Source organism: Candidatus Paceibacterota bacterium, from assembly GCA_035452965.1.
In the GTDB taxonomy this organism is placed as follows: Bacteria; Verrucomicrobiota; Verrucomicrobiia; order Limisphaerales; family UBA8199; genus UBA8199.
This window is the reverse complement of sequence record DAOTCE010000031.1, coordinates 1-16777: the sequence shown is the minus strand read 5'-3', so window position 1 is coordinate 16777 and position 16777 is coordinate 1. Positions and strand designations below refer to the sequence as shown.

Genomic DNA, 16777 nt, shown 5'->3' with positions numbered 1-16777 from the left:
CTACAGGAGCTGTTTCTGGTTGTCTGGCGAATACGTGCAGGCCTTCTGCCAAAACTCCAGGCCTTTGGGGTTACGCGACGCGAAGAGCAGGTAGTAATAGTGCTTCACGGGGCACACGTTGGTGTACTGGTAACCTTCACCCCTCAGCTTCTGATCGTAGGTGTCGGCGAATTTGCGGCGGAGGTCGTCGTGGTCCTTGCGTTTGGCCAGCTCGATGACCTCGGGCTGAGAGCAGAATCCAGGCGTCCCAAGGAAGCTCTCGTATTTTGCGCGGGCGGCCTGGTGGTTGCGAAGGGTTATGGCGCGGACCAGGTTGCGGTTCACGTCGGTTCCCAGGGCCACATTGATCAGCAGGTCGGCGTTCTGGAGGTGGGCGACGATCCGCTGGATGGTGGTGAATGGAGCGTCGCAGTTGGTGGGGTCGATGAAAACGAGATTGAGGCAGCTATCGGGGAGCCGGTCCAGAATGCGGCAGATGCCGGGCGCATTGCCGTAGTCACCGACCACTGCGTCCGCGACGTGGGTGGCGCCCAGGGCTTGGATACGCTGATTGAGGATGTCCACGACGCGCGGGCTGGCGTCTATGAAGATGGCCTTCTTCAGCTCCTTGAAGTGCGGGCTCTGGATTACGGCCAGGGCGGTGCCGTCCAATTCCGTATGATCGCCGCGGGTGATGCATCGGCCGGGCCCGCTGCAGATTTCGACGTAGTTCAATCTGCCGCCCCACCGGTTCTTCATCCCGTTGGCAAAGATGCCAAAGTACTGCACGAGGCGGTAAATCTTGTCATAGGCCCAATCACCGACACAGCGCACGGGAAGGCCATCGAGTTTCGACGCCGTGCGCTTGCATAGGCCATCGCCATCCAGGTGATCGCGGTCCGGGCAGTTGGTTCCCAGGCAATCCGGATGGTTGATTTCGCGCAGCGGAATTCGGTGGCTCATGTTATGCGGCTGTTAAGCGGCGGCGAATTGGCCGGCGGCGCTTTGCTGCCAGACGTGCAGGTAAACGCGGCGGGCGACGGCTTCCTTTTTCTGGTCGGAAAACGGCGGGGTGGGCAGTGACTGGAAGAGGTGGCGAGCCAAGGGCCTTCTCGAGGTGATCGGCGAAGGTCCTTTGGACTAGCCGGTTCTCGCTGTTGATGTCGGTGAAGGCCATAAATCAGCGGAGTCTGCCGGCCATGGCGGATACGAGTTGGAAGGCGCGGTCGAGGTCGAAGGCGGCGAAGTCTTTGGGTCGGAGGACTGGCTGGAGCTGAGGCGCAAGCTGGAGGCGCAGTTGGGCCAGGCGGGCTTCCGACATGTCAACAGGTTCGTTGCCGGGCACAGCCAACTTGCTGCGTACGAGAGCGGCCAGATCGGGGTTCGCGGGTTGGAGGCCGAGTTGGCGGACGGCATAGTCCAGGTCGAAGAAATCGCGCACGGCGACTTCCCGACGGGAGAGAGCGGCGCGGAACTTTTCGGCGAAGGCCTCAAGCTTAGCGATGCTGCGGATGGGCACCGGCGGCAGTTGCGGCTGGTCGGAAGTTGGATTGAGGAGGAGGGTGTTGGCCTGGGCATCGGATGCCGGGAGGAGCAGAGGTTCGCGCAGCCCGGCTTCGATCTTGATCGTGTCCGAGCCACCGCCGGTCAGGGGGGTGTAGGTGATGACGGCGTTGTACTGGGTGGAGTTGTTGCTCCCTGTGAGCGGGGCGGCGATCTGGAAGAGCGGTAGGCGCTGCGGAAGGGCCTCCATGGCATCCTTCAGGGGCTGGGCGTGCTTGCTGCGTTGGGCGCGCGGGGTTGCAGTGGCCAATGGAATTGTGAAGTCGAGGTCCTCGCTGAGGCGGTAGAAGCCGGCGTGGATTTTAGCGAGGCAGGTTCCGCCTTTGAAAACCAGTTCGGGGCAGGCTGCCGCCAGGTATTGGAGCAAGGCGGTGCAGAGGCAATCCTTTTCGATGAGGCGCGGGGCGAACCCGGTCGCCCGGGCGGTAAACTGCACGGCGGCCAGGAAGTAGTCCCGATCGTCGTGAAGGCGAAGGATTTCCGAATCAGGATTGCTCATTGAACACAACGCCCCAGCGGCGGTTGAAAGTTCCGCGGTTCGGCCGGGTGGGAATCCAGGGGATGAAGCTGCTGGTGGGGCGGAGAGCCCGCTCCAGTTTCCTCAAGGATTGTCCGCCGACGCCGAGGCGCTCCAGCAGCAGGCCCATGCGCCGGATGGTCCCGGTATCGCCGTAGCGGAGGGTGCAGCGGACGAGGGCAGAGGCGGTCACGCGGGCGGCTTCGAGTTCTGCGCGGATCCACTGGTAGGCGCGCGGGATGCCGTTGAAACGGGACCAGTCGTATACCGCATCCACCAACGAGCGGACGCGCGAGGAATAGAGCGCCTCACCATCGGGCAAGGGCACCGTCTCGGTGTCGCCAAGGCGGTCGTCGGCGACCTTGATGAGTGTGAGCTCGACGGCGCCAATCTTCCGCCGGCCGGAAATCCGATTATTGTAGGCGTAGAGCAGATTGGGGACCTGCTCGTCGAAGCCGTAGCGGTTGAAGCTATTGGGTCCGCAAATTTGGTAGCGGCCTTTTGCGTCTGCCATCAAGGCGTTGAGAGCGGCTGCCTCGCCGGGAGTCCATGCGCCCCCGAGGGGGAGGGTCGGCGGCACCAAGAAGAGGCCGGGACGGACGCGGGCAATCAGCCCTCCCCGCGACAGTCGGCTGAGAAGCTTGCGCTCCTGGACGGGCTGCAGGCGGAGGACTGAACCGACCAGATCTCCGGTTTTGACCGTGCGGAGCTTGCGCATCTGCACGTAGGCGAAGAACTGCGTCTCGAGCCGGCCTAGCTTCCGTTTCATGGCCTCATTGTATTTTTAGTAAATCCCCTGACAAGGGATTTATGTAAAATATTGTAGTAATGGACAGTGCGAGGCGGGCGGGTGCGCTGAGAAAGTGCGGGCCGGCCGGTGGCGGGAAATCCGAGACACGGATTCCACGAATTGGCACGGATGGACCGGGCCGGCCGAGGGGCGGTCCGGGCGATGGCAGATGGCAGAGGGCAAAGGGCAGAGGGGCTCGGGTTAGGGTTCTGACCTGCGGCCGAGGAGGGCTTCGGCGTCCTTTTTGCCGAGGCCAGCGAGGTAGGCGGGGCGCCAGGCGCGGGGCAGCGAGCGGTATTCGGCACGCATGTGTTGGAGGCGGTGATCCGCGTAGTCAGGGTCCGTCCGCTCGAACTGGCTGCCGGAGGTCATGTGTTCAGCGGGGTAAGAACGGCGAGATTTTGACATCTTCATGGTGCCGGCATAACAGAGGGGGTAGGACAAATACGGTCCAAGTGAACAACTTTGAATAACTTTTTTTGTGGGGGTCTTCGGTGGGCAAGGCAGAATTTGGAAGGAGGGGAAACGGCGGGTTGGGGGGACCAGCAATTGCCTAGTGGCGCGGAGCAGGGAAAAGCTAGAAACTGGAGCTCCGATGGTCGGTGGTCCGTACTTGTACCGTTGGACCGCGTTTGTCCTGGGGTGATTGCTATGGTGGCGGGTAAAAGAGGGAAGGCAGAAGGCAGAATGGAGAATGAAGAACCGGGGAAGGACGAGGGAATGCGGAGTGCGGAATGCGGAATGCAGTATGGGGGCGGCGGCGGGTGTGAGTAAGTTGTCGGATGTTTGAATAACTTCGTGTTGCCTGGCACGGAGCGTAGCAGGAAAATGCAGGCAGTGATCGCGGACCGGGTCGCGATGGTCGCGGGCGGGCGCGTGGAGTCGGAAGGCGTAGTGGCAGCATGAACACAGTCAATTTGCGTCGGTATTCGGAAGCGGACACATTGCGGGAGCTTTCCCCGCGGACCCTGGTGGCACTGATGGATGACCACCGGGAATTTCTGGCCGGAAAGGGGGTAAACCTGCCGCCGGTGGGCGAGGAGGCGGAACTGGAGTACGAGTCGCTGGCGACGATCTTTCTGTCGCCGGACGACATCCCGCGGGACCTGGTCGAGAGGTTTCACATGGTGAAACAGATGTCCGGGCCGGGGGCGATGGACAAGATCCTCGACACGGTGAAGGCCCGGCAGATGGAGTTCAAGTTTCCGGCTGACAGCTCGCCGGAGGACGTGGCGGCACACCTGCTGCTGGTCAACCGGCCGTTGTTCCAGGAAATCTACGCGGAAAAGGCGGTGGCGCGGTACCGCGCGTTCGTTTATTACGTGGCGCGGCGCAAGAAAGCGGATTTCCGGCCGCCGGCAAGTCTGGTCGCGTTAGAGAAGACGCTTAACAGTTGGTACGAGGCGCACCAGCGCGGGCGCAGCGCTAAGGTGTTCTGGCGCGAGCACGATCATGAGTACTGGTTCTACGTGCGGCACGCCGAGCCGATCAAGCGGGACGGGTGCGTTGACCTGAAGGATTTGCAGTCGGGCAGCATGATCTATCGGCCCGAGCGGCATGACGTGGTGATTTACGACGCGGAGGCCGGCGAGATGCGGGTTCACGCCGACTGCGAGCAGGAGCCGGAGCTGTTCCGGCTGGCCTTCGGGATGCACCTCTTCGGCGACGCCAATTACTTCCCGGCGAGCAAGGGGAAGTACACGCTGGAACCGTTGAAGAGCGGGCGGGGGGTGCTGGTCTGCGCCGGGATTGACGGTTTACTGGACATCACGCTGAAGGAGCTGGAGTTTCGGGGGCATGGCGAGCTTGGACTGCGGGAGCGGGTGTCGGCGGCGGACGTGTTCAGCATCTTTGAATCGCGCCGGTTCCAGATCCCGGCGGCGGCGGACATCCGGCTGGCGCGATTCTCGGTGACGTTCCGGGATGCGAAGAAGCCGCGGTCATTCACCATCCGGCCGTCCAACTTCGCGACCTTCAGCCGGGATGACGATGCTGTGCCGCTGCATGCCTGGTTGCAGCGGCAGAAGTTCGTGCTCCCGAACCAACAGGAGGCCTCACCCAATGAGCCGTGGAATCTGGAGTACTCTTGATCGCCTAGCGACGGGCCAGCGGCCGGCGGCAGTGCTGGCCGAATGGCGGGCGCTGGCCGACGGCGAATTGCCGATGCTGGATGGCTTCCTGCACGTGACGCAGCGCCTGGCTGGTGACTACCCTTGTCTGAGCGAGCGGGACTGTGGATGCCGGCACGAGCTGGACCAGTGCGATGACGCGCGCTGGGTGGCCAGGTGCCAATGCGGCGTCGGGGACTGCGCGCCGGCATGGCTGACACCCAGCGACCTGATTATCCACGAGCTGGATGCGCCGGGCTTCGGCGGTGCCGTGGCGCGGGTCCTGGGATTCGGGCCGGCGGAGAATGCGGCGGTGCTGTACGCCGCGCCGAAGATGTGGCATGTAGGGACCTACGCGGCGACGCGGTCGCCGGTTTACCTGGGCATCTTCCCGAGCGAGGCGGAGTTGTTCGCCAACGTCGAGGGCCTGGTGAGTTCGCGGCCCGAGCCGTTCATCCTGCTTTCGCCGACGGCCAGCTTGCGTTCGGCGGCGGTGGATTCGTTCCTGGCGCGGGTGCATTGCGGGTTCGTGCCGTTGTCGCCGTGTGTCGGGGCTGGCGAGGGCGGCAAGCTCCGGATGGTGTGCCCGATTGAGCCGGTGTTGAAGCGTTTTGTGGCGGGATTGGCTCAAGGGGACGGGCTAGTCAAGACGGTGGAGCGAATTGACCGGAACATGGAGGCGGTGGCCAGGAGAGATTACGAACTGTGCAAGGAGAATGAAGAGCTGCGACAGTTGAACAAGGACGGGTATTTCAATTTTGCGGTCCGGGTGAAGGGCGAGGATTTTCTGGCGTTTGCCGTGATTATGGCGCTGGGCAACCGCAAGGCGGCGGCGGACCATTTGAAGGTTCCGCATCGGACCCTATACAACCGTGTGGAGCAGTGGGCGGCGCGCGGGAGAGAATACCAGCTCATGCTCCGGTACATGGAGTGGCGCAAGCGCAGTGCGCGCCACCTCAAGGTGGAGCTGAATCCGTCGCTGCAGTCGGGGGACGCGGGCGACCGGCCGGAGAATCCGGAGACGATGGCGGATGTGCTGACGGAGATTGCGGCGGCCGATAACAAGGATTACCCGGCGATGTTCGCGGAGGTGCTGCAGGCCCTTGAACGGCAGAATAGCGGCAATTGGATGAAAGTTCGCCAGGAGCTGGTGGAGATGATCCAAGAGGACGTTATGCAATAATTTTGGCAACTCGGTAGAATCGTTGCAAGTCATTGTCCCGCAGGGGTTAGCGCCGTCGCTAACCCCCTTTTTTTGCCCTGATTTGGCCACTTTCCGGACCCCTGCCGGGGCGAATAGTTCGCCACGGTTAGCGACAGGAACCGGAAATGGCAGCGAACAATCGAATGAAGGCGGCGCGGGTGCTGAAAGGGCTGACGCAAATGCAGCTCGCGGAACTGGTCGGGACGCGTGAGATCGAGATTTCACGGATTGAGACCGGGCGGGTCAGGCCGGATGCCGGCATCAAGGAGCGGATCGCCAACGTGCTCCAGAAACCCACCTTCGAGCTGTTCGACTGCTGAGGAGGCGCATGAGAAACCCGAGGTCCGAAATCCGAAAGCCGAATGGGAATGGCAATGAGCGGCTGTTGCGGTTTCTGAGCGCGACGGCGGAGCAGCAGGCGGCGATTGACCGAATTCTGGAGGGCCGAATGGAGCCGGCACCGGAGCCGCCCAGGGGGCCGCTGCTGATCCGGGCCAGCGACGCGGCGGTGTTGCTCGGCGTGCACCGCACGACGATCTGGCGGCTGGTGAAAGCCGGAAGGTTGGGGACGGTCGAGTTGCTGGGGGCGGTGCGCATTCGGCGGGCTGATGTCGAGGGCTTAGCAGCCGGCGACCAAGCCGCTGGAAGGGGGGCACCCGCTGGCGCGGGAAGTCCGAAGTCCGAAGTCCGAGGTCCGAGAGGAAACAGAGAGGTAGCGCGATGAAGCCTACGAAGACTGAGGTGCGTTTGGCGCGGTGCGCGGAGCGGTTGGCCGAGTGGCACAGGAGCCAGCAAGGGGAAACCGGCGGGGCCGGCGAGCATGCGCGGGCAGTGGTTACCCGGCAGGGGTTGGCTGACGTGTTGCTGGTTTCGGTTCGGACCGTGGACGAGATGGTCGCCAAGGGGGAGATCACGCCGATGCGGCCTGGTGGTGTGCTGGTGCGGTTCTATTTGCCGGATGTGCTCCGGCAGTTGACCGCGGCTGCGGTGGCCCGTCTGGAAAAGATGAAAGGGGGCCTATGAACTCGCGGCGAAAGGGAAAGGTTGGCGAGCGGGAGTTTGCGGCGCTGTTGCGGGTGCATGGGTTCGACGCCCGGCGCGGGCAGCAATTCGCCGGCGGCGGCGACAGCCCTGATGTCGTGAGCGAGGTGCTGGGCTGGCTGCACATCGAGGTGAAGCGCGTCCAGAACCTGAACCTCGCCCAGGCCTGCGCCCAGGCGCGGCGCGACTGCGGCGGCAAACCGTGGATCGTGGCCCACCGGCAGAATCGGGGGCCGTGGTTGGTCACGATGGACTCTGACGCCCTCTATGACCTGCTGCACAAGGCCCTGACCTATTTCGACCTGTGGCCGTTCGCCGGGCCGCGGCCCGTCACGATGGATGCGGAGCTGTTCTTTCAGTTCCTGCGGGTGGCTTGCGCGAAGCGCGGCGCCAGCAGCGGAGATGGGACGGATGGGGCCAATGGGGCAGATGGCCAATCTCAGATTTCAGAATTTCGGATTTCAGAAGCGGCGCGCTCATGAGAGTCGGCCGTGACTGGATAGGAGCAACCAAAGCAACACAGAGCATTAGAAATATGCGTATCAAAACCAACAGCGGGAACTTCCAGCCCTGCCCGGAATATACCGGGTCGGCGGTCTGCGTGGACGTTACCCCTCTCAAGACGGTGCAGACACAGTACGGGCCGAAAGAGAAGTTTCGGTTCGTGTTCGAAACCGGCCAGACCAAGGACGACGGCACGCCCTGGTGCGTGTGGTCCGCGCCGTTCACGCCGTCGTATCACGAGAACTCGGCCCTGCGGCCGTTTCTGCGGAAGTGGATGGGGCGGGAGTTGACGCCGGAGGAGACCAAGACCTTTGACACCGAAGACATGCTCGGCCGCACCGCGCACATCACGGTGATCCACGAGCACAGCGAGGGCGAGGTTTACGCGAACATCGCGTTGATCCAGCCGGACAAGTCGCCGGAGCCGTTGAAGCCCTCGGGCAAGTTCGTGCGGATGAAGGACCGGCCGCCGAAGGACGGCAACGGGTATCGGCGCGCCGAACCGGCGGGCGCCGGCAACGGCGACCTGGGCGCGACGAAGATTCACGTCGGCAAGTGCAAGGGCCTGGAGGTCCGGGACCTGTCGCCTGAACAGGTCGGCGCGCTGGTCGAGCATTGGCTGCCGACGGCGAAAGCGAACGCCAAGCCGAGCGCCGATGATCGGCGGTTGGTTGCCGCGCTGGAGGCGTGGCAGGCCGCGCGGGAGAAGGAAGACGACAACGTGCTCTACTGAGGCAACCACGGATGAACACCGATCCACACGGATGCCCCTCACCCCGGCCCTCTCCCCATCCGATGGGGAGAGGGAGGGGTTTTTTTGGGGTGGCCAAACCCAGGGTAGGTCCGCGGACGGACCAACCCTGGGCTGATATGTGGAACCCCGTTGGGGTTCTCAGACGGGGATGAAAGCGAACGAATTGAACCGGCGCGCACGGAGTGACGCGCCCTACCTGAAGAAATTATGCAGACCATTGTTTTTGACGTGGAAACCGGGCCATTGGCGGAGAGCGAGCTATCAGCGCTACTGCCACCGTTCGACCCGGCGGAAGTGAAGACGGGCAACATGAAGGACCCGGAGAAAGTGGCCGCCAAGATCGCCGAGGCGGAAGCGAATCACCGCCGGGACTTTTTCGATAAGGCGGCGCTGGACCCGCTGAGCGGGCGCGTGGTCGCGATCGGGATGCTCGTGTTTGACGAGCTGAGCGAGGCGGGGCCCGAGGGCGGCCGGTGCGTCATCATCGGCCACGATGATGAGGCGCAGACGCTGCGGGAGTTCTGGCAGCACACGCAGGCGGAGATGGGGCGGATGAATCCCATGATCGGATTCAACATCTTCGGCTTCGACCTGCCCTTCCTGTTCCGGCGGTCGTGGAAGCGGCGGGTGCCGATTCCGTTCGGCCTGCGGCGCGGGCGCTACTGGGGCGACCAGCTCATTGACCTGCGCGACGTGTGGCAGCTCGGCGATCGGCAGGCGCGGGGTTCGCTGGACAGCATCGCGAAGCACCTGGGCGTGGGCGCGAAGAATGGAGACGGCAAGGCCTTCGCGGCGCTGTGGCAGAGCGACCGGAAGCAGGCGGAAGCGTATTTGCGCAACGACCTGGAGCTCACGGCGAAGATTGCGCATGCGCTCGGGATCTGTGCGTAAACGGCGCCGGGTGTGGGTTGACCCGGTGTTGTATCCGGCCTTGGCGAGACTGGTGGCTCGCCTCGGCCGGCGCGGTGAGGTGTTGGCGGGCATGTGGGACGGCAAGGGGATGAAAGAGATTGCCGCCGACTTGGGCATCAGCCCCAAGACGGCGGAGTTCCACCGGGCGCAGTTGTATCGGCTCTTCGGGGTCGGTGACCCGGTGAGTTTGTGCAGGCGGGCGATTGTCCTGGGCTTGATCAGGCCGGATGCGCCGGCCTGGGCCGAAGGGCCCCAGCACGTGCGGGATTGAAGATTTATGCAGACGAATTTGTGTTTCGAGGTTGGTGAGGCGAATGGGAGCGGCAAGTTCCCGTTCACGGATGCGGATTATGAGGCGGTCGCTGACAGCGTGTTGACGCCGGAGAACCGGTTCCACGCCGCCGCCCTGGCTGGCCGCAACTGCTTTTTGACCGGCGCGGGGGGCACGGGGAAGAGCACGCAACTGCGAGCGTTCATCGCGGAGTGTCCGCGCCGGGTCAGCGTCACCGCGCCTACCGGCGTGGCCGCGCTCAACGTGGGCGGGATGACCATACACCGGTTCTGCGGGATGCTGATCGGGCCGGCGGCGGGGCAGTCGAGCGAAGACTACTTCGCCCAGCTCCAGCGCGATCCGCGCCGGTCAATTCTGGCGGGGTTCAACCGGGTCCGGCGGTGCGAGGTGCTCGTCATTGACGAGGTCAGCATGCTGCCGGGGCGGCAACTGGAATTCGTCGAGTTCCTGTTCCGGCGCCTGCGCGGCCGGGATGAGCCGTTCGGCGGGTGTCAGGTGATCGCATCGGGCGACTTTCTCCAACTGCCACCGGTCCGCACCGGTGACACCGAGCCTTACGACTGGGGCTTTCAGTCGCCGGCCTGGGCGGCGGCGGAGTTCCGGACGTTCCTGCTGGAGAAGGTGCGGCGACAGGATGAGGCCGCCTTCGTCCGCGCGTTGGCGGACTTCCGCGTTGGCCGGGTCTGGGGCGACAGCGCCCGAATTCTGCAGTCGCGGGTGCGGAGCAACCCGCCGTCAACGATGCCGCGGCTGTTCACGCACAACGTTCAGGTGGACAAGTGGAACGTGTTTCAGCTTTCCGAGCTACCGGGCGAGGAAACCGTGTTGCACGCGGAGCAGAGCGGGCCGGACCTGCAACGGGCGTTTCTCACTCGCAACCTGCTGACGCCCGCAGCGCTTCATCTGAAGCCCGGCGCCCTGGTCATGTTCACGGTCAACAAGAACGAGCCGAACCGGGCCGAGCCGCTGTTTGTGAACGGTCAGATCGGGACGGTGACGGATGTCGAGCCGGGGGCGGTGGTGGTGGAGAGCAAGACCGGTGGGGTGATCCGCGTGGAGCGGTTCACCTGGCGGTATGCGCAGGATGATCCGGAGTCGGCGACCTTCAGCCAGTTCCCGCTGCGGCTGGCTTGGGCGATGACCATCCACAAGGCCCAGGGGCTGACGCTGGACTCGGCTTATCTGGACATCCGGGCCGCCCGTGAGCCGGGGCAGGCTTACGTGGCGGTGTCCCGGGTGCGGTCGCTGGCGGGGCTGAATTTCAAGGAGTGGTTCAAGGGCGTGCATGTGTCGCCCGAGGCCATTGAGTTCTATCGGCAGATCGAAAACTGAGACGCGAAAGGAGTTATGAAGGCACGACTGATTAGCAGGCACGAGGGATCGCTGGACTTCTTTTTGACGCCCGTGCGGTGCGCGGACGGGGGCCAGGGGTTTATGGAGGTGGTATTTGGGGGGAACGGCGCGATGTGGGTTGACCCGCGCGTCGTTGGGGTTGGACCGGAGCACGCCGGGCAACTGGAAGCTTTTGGCGGGCCTTACCTGCTGGTGAACCCGGCAGAGCAGCGGGTTCTGATCAACGCTCGGGCCGTCGTGCTGGCGAAGAATGATCCGGAGTGGTGCCGGCGCTGGCTGGTGTTCGTTGAGAAGATGGTCAAGGAGCACGAGGCGGTTCGGGAGGGTTTCGATACCGCTCGGAACAACTGAGATACGAATTTCGCGAATGAAAACACGAATTGGTGACAAGGCGGGGCTGAACACGGCCATCGGCGGCAATGAATTGTGCGCCTGGCAGCCGGTGCGCGGGGTGGTGTGGGTGCAGACGCGCAACCCGGTGCACGGGCGCCGTCTGGCCAAGCGGAGTGATGGGCGCCTGGTGGTGCGAGGGGTGGCCGGGGGCTACCTGAGGACCTTCGAGTTCCGGGGGTCGCTGGCCTGGGCGGCGGGACTGATGAAAAGATACTTAACCGACGAAACGACCGCTAATGAGGGGTTGGGACGCGCCGCTTGCCCCAGGACGAGCCGGGCGATCCGGGCAGGTAGAGGACAGCGGACGGATGTGCCGGCCTGCTGCGAAGCCTGAAACGACTATGGCGACTCCTTTGGAAGAGGTGACCGGGTTGTTCGGCGACGGTGCGTTCCTCGTCCCGTGCATCCGCGGGACGAAGGTGCCGGCGGTGACCTACACGCAGCGGCCCTTCGAGGCGACGCAGACCCCAGCGTATCGGTATGCGCTGGCGTCGGGCGAGTTCAACATTGCAGTCTATCTTGGGCAGATGTCCGGCGGGCTTTGCGCACTGGATTTCGACCAAGATGAGGACCTGGCAGCGTTTCTGGCCGCAAACCCGCCATTGGCGGCGACAACGCGCTCGCGCGGAAGTCGCGGCGGCATGATTTGGCTGCGGCTGGAGGGTGAGTTTCCGGCGAGCTGCAACACGCCACGCTTTGAGTGGCGCGGCAACGGGCGGCTTTCGACCATCTACGGCCAGCATCCCAAGGGGATGGAGTATGCCGTCCTGGTGGCCGCGCCGCCGGTGATGGTGAAATTTGCGGACATCCGGTGGCCGGATGGGTGGGAGCTGCCCTGGGTGGGGGCGCCGGAGCGCGAGGCCGCGGCGGCGCTGGCGAAGGAATACGGCCAGCCGTTCTACACCAACAAGGAGGGGCGGGTCACCGGCATCAACGAGCGGTATTGGGCCGCGCTGTATGCGCGCGAGAACCGGGTGATTTACGATCCGGATGAGAAGACGTTCTACCGCTACGAGCCGGAAACCGGCCTTTGGGGACCGGTGACGGCTGAGAGCATCCGGGAAGTGATCTCCGGCCGGATTCTGGAAGCGAGCCGGGAGTCGCGGCAGTTCACGCTCGAAATACAGATCACGCAGACGAAGCTTAAGGCGGTGGTGAGCGCCCTCATGGGGATCGTGGAGAAGCGGGGGGCATTTCGCGCGAAGTCGCGGTTTATCCACGTAGCCAACGGGGTCCTGCGACTGGGCGAGGACGGGGATGTGACTTTTGGTGGGTATTCGCCTGAGGATTACTCGCGCAACAAGTCGCCGTTTGCTTTCGACGGCGAGGCGGAGTGCCCGCGATTCCTGAATGAGCTGATCTACCCGGCGGTTAGCGCCGGTGACGCCGATTTGCTGCAACGATGGGCGGGGCTGGCGTTGTTCGGTTACAACCTGCCGCAGCGGTTCCTGATCCTCGACGGCACGGCTAACGGCGGCAAGGGGACGCTGGTACGGGTGATCCAGGCCCTCGTGGGCCTGGAGAACACGTACCAACTGCGCACGGAGTGCCTGAATGAGCGATTCGAGACGTATCGCTACCGGAACAAGACGCTGCTGATCGGGCCGGATGTGTCGGGGGATTTTCTGATGCAGAAAGGGGCCAGCATGTTGAAGGTGCTGGTCGGCGGGGACCCCATTTCGGGCGAAGGCAAGGGGTTGAACGGGGATTTCCCGATGTTCGGCACCTTCAACATCGTGATGACGTGCAACTCGCGGCTGTGCATCCGGCTCGAGGATGACGCCGGAGCGTGGCGGCGGCGGCTGCTAATCGTGCGGTATGAGAACCCGCCGCCGGTCAAGCGTATCCTGGACTTCCATGTCCCGCTGCTGCGCGAGGAGGGGAGCGGCATCCTGCGGTGGGCGCTGGCCGGGTTTGTGCGCTTGCAGGCTGAATTCGCCGAGATCGGCGATTTCAGGCTGACCGACGTGCAGCGGGGGCGGATTGATTCGTTGCTGGCGGAAAGCGACAGCCTGCGACTGTTCGTGAAGCAGCGGATGGCGCGGCACGAGTATGGCGACGTGACGACCAGCGAGATCAGCCAGGCGTATGCGGAGTTCTGCGCGGATAACGGCTGGAATGTGCTGCCGACGGCGGTCGTCGAGCGGACGCTGCCGGACATCATGCTGGACGTGTTCCACGTGACGAAGTCGCACTCGATCGAGCGCGATGGGAAGAAGTCGAACCGGGGTTGGCGCAAGGTGCGGTTGCTGGAGGCGACCGACCTGCCGGCGGAGGCGGGTGAATGAGTCTGGACGCGGGCAAACTTGAGAAGGTGCGCGAGCTGGCGGGGGGCGTCGTGCAGGCCCGGTGTCCGGCCTGCGCGGAAGGCGGCGGCGACCGGAAGGGTGAACACCTGCGGGTTTACCCTGACGGGCGATACGGGTGCTGCGTCCATCCGAAGGATGGGCAGCACCGGAAGCGGATTTTCGCCCTGGCGGGGGACAAGAAGCCGGGGACCTTCAGCCTGCGACTGAAGACGCCGCCGGCCTTGCCCGTGGCAAGGTCGGTGAGGGCGGCCCTGACCAGTTTTGGGTCTGGGACGGCTGGGACGCTTGGGACGCCTAAAACCGAGTCGGAAAATGCCGTCCCAGGCGTCCCAAGTTCCCCGGCTGATGATTTTGGGACGCTTGGGACGCCTATTTCCAACCCTCGCGCGCGTGAGTTGGAAAGTTGCCATAGTACTATAGGTGCGCACACGCATACGTGTAAGGGGTTGGAAAGTGCCGTCCCAAGCGTCCCAAGCGTCCCGGAGGCGGGGGTGGCTGAGCCGCCGGCTGCCGCTGAGGAGCGGCTACCATTCCTGACGCCGGAGGGGACGCTGAGGATCCCGTTCGACTCGCCGGAGCGATACCACTACTGGAAACCGCCGCATGATCAGCGGTTACGGGTGAAACAGACCCTCGCCGAGGTCAAAGAAAGGATGAAACGTGCCGTTACCGTTTGAAAAGCAGCCGCGTGAGAGTGATAAGGCGTTTGCCGCGTTCAGTTTGTATCTGAGCCAGGGGCCGGAGCGGTCCACGGCTGCGGTGGCAACAAAGTTAGCAAAGAGTGAACAGCTTGTGCGCCGGTGGTCGGCGAAGTTCGGATGGACTGAGCGCGTGGCTGCTTATGGCGCACACCTGGCCATCGTCGAGCGCGAAGCGATCGAGGCCGCGGCGCGAAGTAAGGCCGCGGAGTGGTCGGCCCGCGAGCACCAACTCCGTGAAACGGAGTGGGTGATGCACGAGCGGGCCATCGCCGCCGCGAAGCGGGGACTGGACGCCTACATGGCTCGGGAGAAGGTGTATGCCAACCTGGCCGACATCGCCCGGATGCTGGAGATCGCCAGCAAGCTGGGGCGGCTGGCGACGGGGTTGGGCACCGATGGCGAGCGGCGCAAGGGCGACGAACTGCCGGCGGTGCGGGTCGAGGTGAAGGTGGCACTCGAGAAAATCTATGGGGAACCACTTCCAGGGGAAGTGGTGGATATCGAAGTCGTGGGAGGGCAGCCGGAGGCGCAAAACAAGGTTTTGGCGGCGCAAACAGGGAATCCGGGATCGCAAACGTGGGAATTGAAGGCGCAAACACGGGAGGTCGAGACATGACACCCTGGGAACGCTATTTTGTCGTTGGGCGGCGGGCTGGGTGCCCGATGGACCAGATGGACCGGTTCCAGGCGGCCGACGTCATCCTGCAGAGCCGCCAGCTCGCCGCCTCGGCGGCGGCAAGGCTTTGCGACCGGGCCGACGGGCCGACGGCAGTCGGCTACGGCGGGGCCCGGGGCGGCGGCAAAAGCCACTGGCTTTTGGCGCAGATGGGCGTTGACGACTGTCAACGCGTGCCGGGGTTGAAGTGCCTGCTGCTGCGGAAGGTGGGCAAAGCCAACCTGGAGCACTTTGAGGATCTGCGGCGGAAGCTGTTCACGAACCTGGGTCACGAGTTCTCGGCGTTCCGGGGCATTCTGACGTTCAGGAATGGCTCGCGGATCATCGCGGGCCATTTCCAGAACGAGAAGGACATCGATGCTTACCTGGGGCTGGAATACGACGTGATCGGGATCGAGGAGGCGACCACGCTGACGGCGCGGAAGTACCAGGACATCACGACGTGCTGCCGGACGTCGAAGCCGGATTGGCGCCCGCGCATCTATTCGACGACGAATCCCGGCGGTGTCGGGCATGGGTGGTATCGCAAGCGGTTCATCGAGCCGTGGCAGCGGCACGCGGAGACCGAGACACGATTCATTGCGGCCCTGGTGACCGACAACCGGTGGAACAACCCGGAATACGTGCGGGTGCTGGAGGGGTTGACAGGATGGCAGCGCCGGGCCTGGCTGGATGGGGATTGGGATATTGCGGCCGGACAGTTCTTCACGACTTTGCGTCGGGAGGTGCATATCGTGTCCGACTTCGACGAGACCAGGGCGCGGGAGTGGTTTTGCGCCTTGGATTATGGATTCACCCACTACACCGTCGTCCTGCTCGGGTGCACGGATGGTGACGGCAACCTGTTTGTGGTGGATGAGCACGCGGAGCGGCTCTGGCTGCCGCAGCGCCACGCGCCGGCGATCACGGCGATGCTGGCGCGGCATTCAATCTCCAATCGCAGATTGGAGATTACTGATCTGAAAAGGTTTGTTGCGGGCGCCGATGTATTCAGCCGGCAGAGCGACGGGTCAACCGTCGCGTCGCAGTATGCGAAGCTGGGAGTTGCTTTGAAGCCGGCGAACATGGAGCGGGTGAGCGGGTGGGCGGAGATCCTGCATCGGTTCGGTGATCCGGCGAACGGAGTGAAGGCGAGGCTGTTTATCCACGAGCGGTGTGCCCGGCTCGTGGAATGCCTGCCGGCGTTGCAGCATGATCCGAGTCGGCCTGAGGACGTGCTGAAGGTGGATTGTGACGAGGATGGGGTCGGCGGTGACGATGCCGCCGACTGCCTGCGGTATCTGGTGGCGACGAAGGCCCGCTCAATTTCCCAGAGGAAATTGAGGGGGCTGTAGGCGCAGCCCCCCTGGGGGACGGCAGGGGGGCGAGCATTGGGGGTCGGGTGGGGGAGCGAACGGAGCAGCAGGCCGAATGACGGCGCTGGCCTTGGCACCTGCAAGGCCTGTGACGGCGTGAGGCTTGCGGCGAGAGTGAGCGGTTTGGGGTTGGTTCTGTTCGCGAGCAGAAAAAAATCCCTGACCGAAGCCAGGGATGTGTGACCTATGCGGCCACCGGCTGGGGCTCAGGCGCCGGGGTGGTTTCGGGCTGGGCGGCGGGGCGGGGCTTGGTGACGCCGGCAATGAAGCGCTCGGCCAGCTTGGTGGCACTCTCCAGGGAGCGGCAGGGATAGGAGCGGACATCC

The 16777-nt window shown here is 64.0% G+C and carries 19 protein-coding genes and 1 pseudogene; 16 read left to right on the top strand and 4 right to left on the bottom strand.

The window, feature by feature from the left end:
- The 4 genes from tcmP to P5205_17965 form a co-directional block, all read right to left on the bottom strand.
- The gene (gene tcmP, locus P5205_17980) at window positions 1-942 is read right to left on the bottom strand and encodes a three-Cys-motif partner protein TcmP (GenBank protein ID HSA12253.1); all 942 of its coding nucleotides are present in this window, start codon (window positions 940-942) and stop codon (window positions 1-3) included.
- Between the two features lie 217 nt (window positions 943-1159).
- Window positions 1160-2041 (bottom strand): nucleotidyl transferase AbiEii/AbiGii toxin family protein, encoded by an 882-nt coding sequence (locus P5205_17975; GenBank protein HSA12252.1) that lies wholly within the window; start codon window positions 2039-2041, stop codon window positions 1160-1162.
- A complete protein-coding gene (locus tag P5205_17970) occupies window positions 2028-2828 on the bottom strand; it encodes a hypothetical protein (protein ID HSA12251.1) in 801 nt (266 codons plus the stop codon). Before P5205_17970 ends, P5205_17975 begins: the two co-directional genes overlap by 14 nt.
- Window positions 2829-3050: 222 nt before the next feature.
- Window positions 3051-3257: a hypothetical protein gene (locus tag P5205_17965; protein HSA12250.1), complete on the bottom strand. Its 207-nt coding sequence runs from the start codon at window positions 3255-3257 to the stop codon at window positions 3051-3053.
- Window positions 3258-3751: 494 nt separating this feature from the next.
- Here P5205_17965 and P5205_17960 point away from each other — a divergent pair, with 494 nt between their 5' ends.
- The 16 genes and pseudogenes from P5205_17960 to P5205_17885 all read left to right on the top strand — a co-directional run bounded on the left by P5205_17960 (window position 3752) and on the right by P5205_17885 (window position 16430).
- Window positions 3752-4939, top strand: a complete 1188-nt coding sequence (locus tag P5205_17960) for a hypothetical protein (GenBank protein ID HSA12249.1) — start codon at window positions 3752-3754, stop codon at window positions 4937-4939.
- Entirely contained in the window at window positions 4911-6140 is a 1230-nt protein-coding gene (locus P5205_17955) for a hypothetical protein (protein HSA12248.1), read from the top strand. The genes P5205_17960 and P5205_17955 overlap by 29 nt, the downstream gene beginning before the upstream one ends.
- A 146-nt stretch (window positions 6141-6286) precedes the next feature.
- Window positions 6287-6481, top strand: a complete 195-nt coding sequence (locus P5205_17950) for a helix-turn-helix transcriptional regulator (protein ID HSA12247.1) — start codon at window positions 6287-6289, stop codon at window positions 6479-6481.
- Window positions 6482-6489: 8 nt separating this feature from the next.
- Window positions 6490-6885, top strand: a complete 396-nt coding sequence (locus P5205_17945) for a helix-turn-helix domain-containing protein (GenBank protein ID HSA12246.1) — start codon at window positions 6490-6492, stop codon at window positions 6883-6885.
- Window positions 6882-7184 carry a hypothetical protein gene (locus P5205_17940; protein ID HSA12245.1) on the top strand — a complete coding sequence of 101 codons (303 nt, stop codon included), beginning with the start codon at window positions 6882-6884 and terminating at the stop codon, window positions 7182-7184. Before P5205_17945 ends, P5205_17940 begins: the two co-directional genes overlap by 4 nt.
- Window positions 7181-7684 carry a hypothetical protein gene (locus P5205_17935; GenBank protein HSA12244.1) on the top strand — a complete coding sequence of 168 codons (504 nt, stop codon included), beginning with the start codon at window positions 7181-7183 and terminating at the stop codon, window positions 7682-7684. The genes P5205_17940 and P5205_17935 overlap by 4 nt, the downstream gene beginning before the upstream one ends.
- A gap of 53 nt (window positions 7685-7737) precedes the next feature.
- Window positions 7738-8439, top strand: a complete 702-nt coding sequence (locus P5205_17930) for a hypothetical protein (protein ID HSA12243.1) — start codon at window positions 7738-7740, stop codon at window positions 8437-8439.
- A 228-nt stretch (window positions 8440-8667) separates the two neighbouring features.
- Window positions 8668-9351 (top strand): ribonuclease H-like domain-containing protein, encoded by a 684-nt coding sequence (locus P5205_17925; GenBank protein ID HSA12242.1) that lies wholly within the window; start codon window positions 8668-8670, stop codon window positions 9349-9351.
- A 76-nt stretch (window positions 9352-9427) separates the two neighbouring features.
- Window positions 9428-9643, top strand: a pseudogene (locus tag P5205_17920) (LuxR C-terminal-related transcriptional regulator).
- A gap of 6 nt (window positions 9644-9649) precedes the next feature.
- Window positions 9650-10996, top strand: a complete 1347-nt coding sequence (locus P5205_17915; protein HSA12241.1) for a DEAD/DEAH box helicase — start codon at window positions 9650-9652, stop codon at window positions 10994-10996.
- Between the two features lie 15 nt (window positions 10997-11011).
- On the top strand, window positions 11012-11368 hold the full coding sequence (locus tag P5205_17910; protein ID HSA12240.1) for a hypothetical protein: 357 nt from the start codon (window positions 11012-11014) through the stop codon (window positions 11366-11368).
- A gap of 16 nt (window positions 11369-11384) precedes the next feature.
- On the top strand, window positions 11385-11744 hold the full coding sequence (locus P5205_17905) for a hypothetical protein (protein ID HSA12239.1): 360 nt from the start codon (window positions 11385-11387) through the stop codon (window positions 11742-11744).
- Between the two features lie 7 nt (window positions 11745-11751).
- Window positions 11752-13698 carry a bifunctional DNA primase/polymerase gene (locus P5205_17900; protein ID HSA12238.1) on the top strand — a complete coding sequence of 649 codons (1947 nt, stop codon included), beginning with the start codon at window positions 11752-11754 and terminating at the stop codon, window positions 13696-13698.
- Window positions 13695-14396, top strand: coding sequence for a hypothetical protein (locus tag P5205_17895; protein ID HSA12237.1), 702 nt, complete (start codon window positions 13695-13697; stop codon window positions 14394-14396). Before P5205_17900 ends, P5205_17895 begins: the two co-directional genes overlap by 4 nt.
- On the top strand, window positions 14380-15036 hold the full coding sequence (locus P5205_17890; protein HSA12236.1) for a hypothetical protein: 657 nt from the start codon (window positions 14380-14382) through the stop codon (window positions 15034-15036). The genes P5205_17895 and P5205_17890 overlap by 17 nt, the downstream gene beginning before the upstream one ends.
- Window positions 15033-16430, top strand: coding sequence for a terminase family protein (locus P5205_17885; protein ID HSA12235.1), 1398 nt, complete (start codon window positions 15033-15035; stop codon window positions 16428-16430). Before P5205_17890 ends, P5205_17885 begins: the two co-directional genes overlap by 4 nt.
- Window positions 16431-16777: the final 347 nt, after the last annotated feature.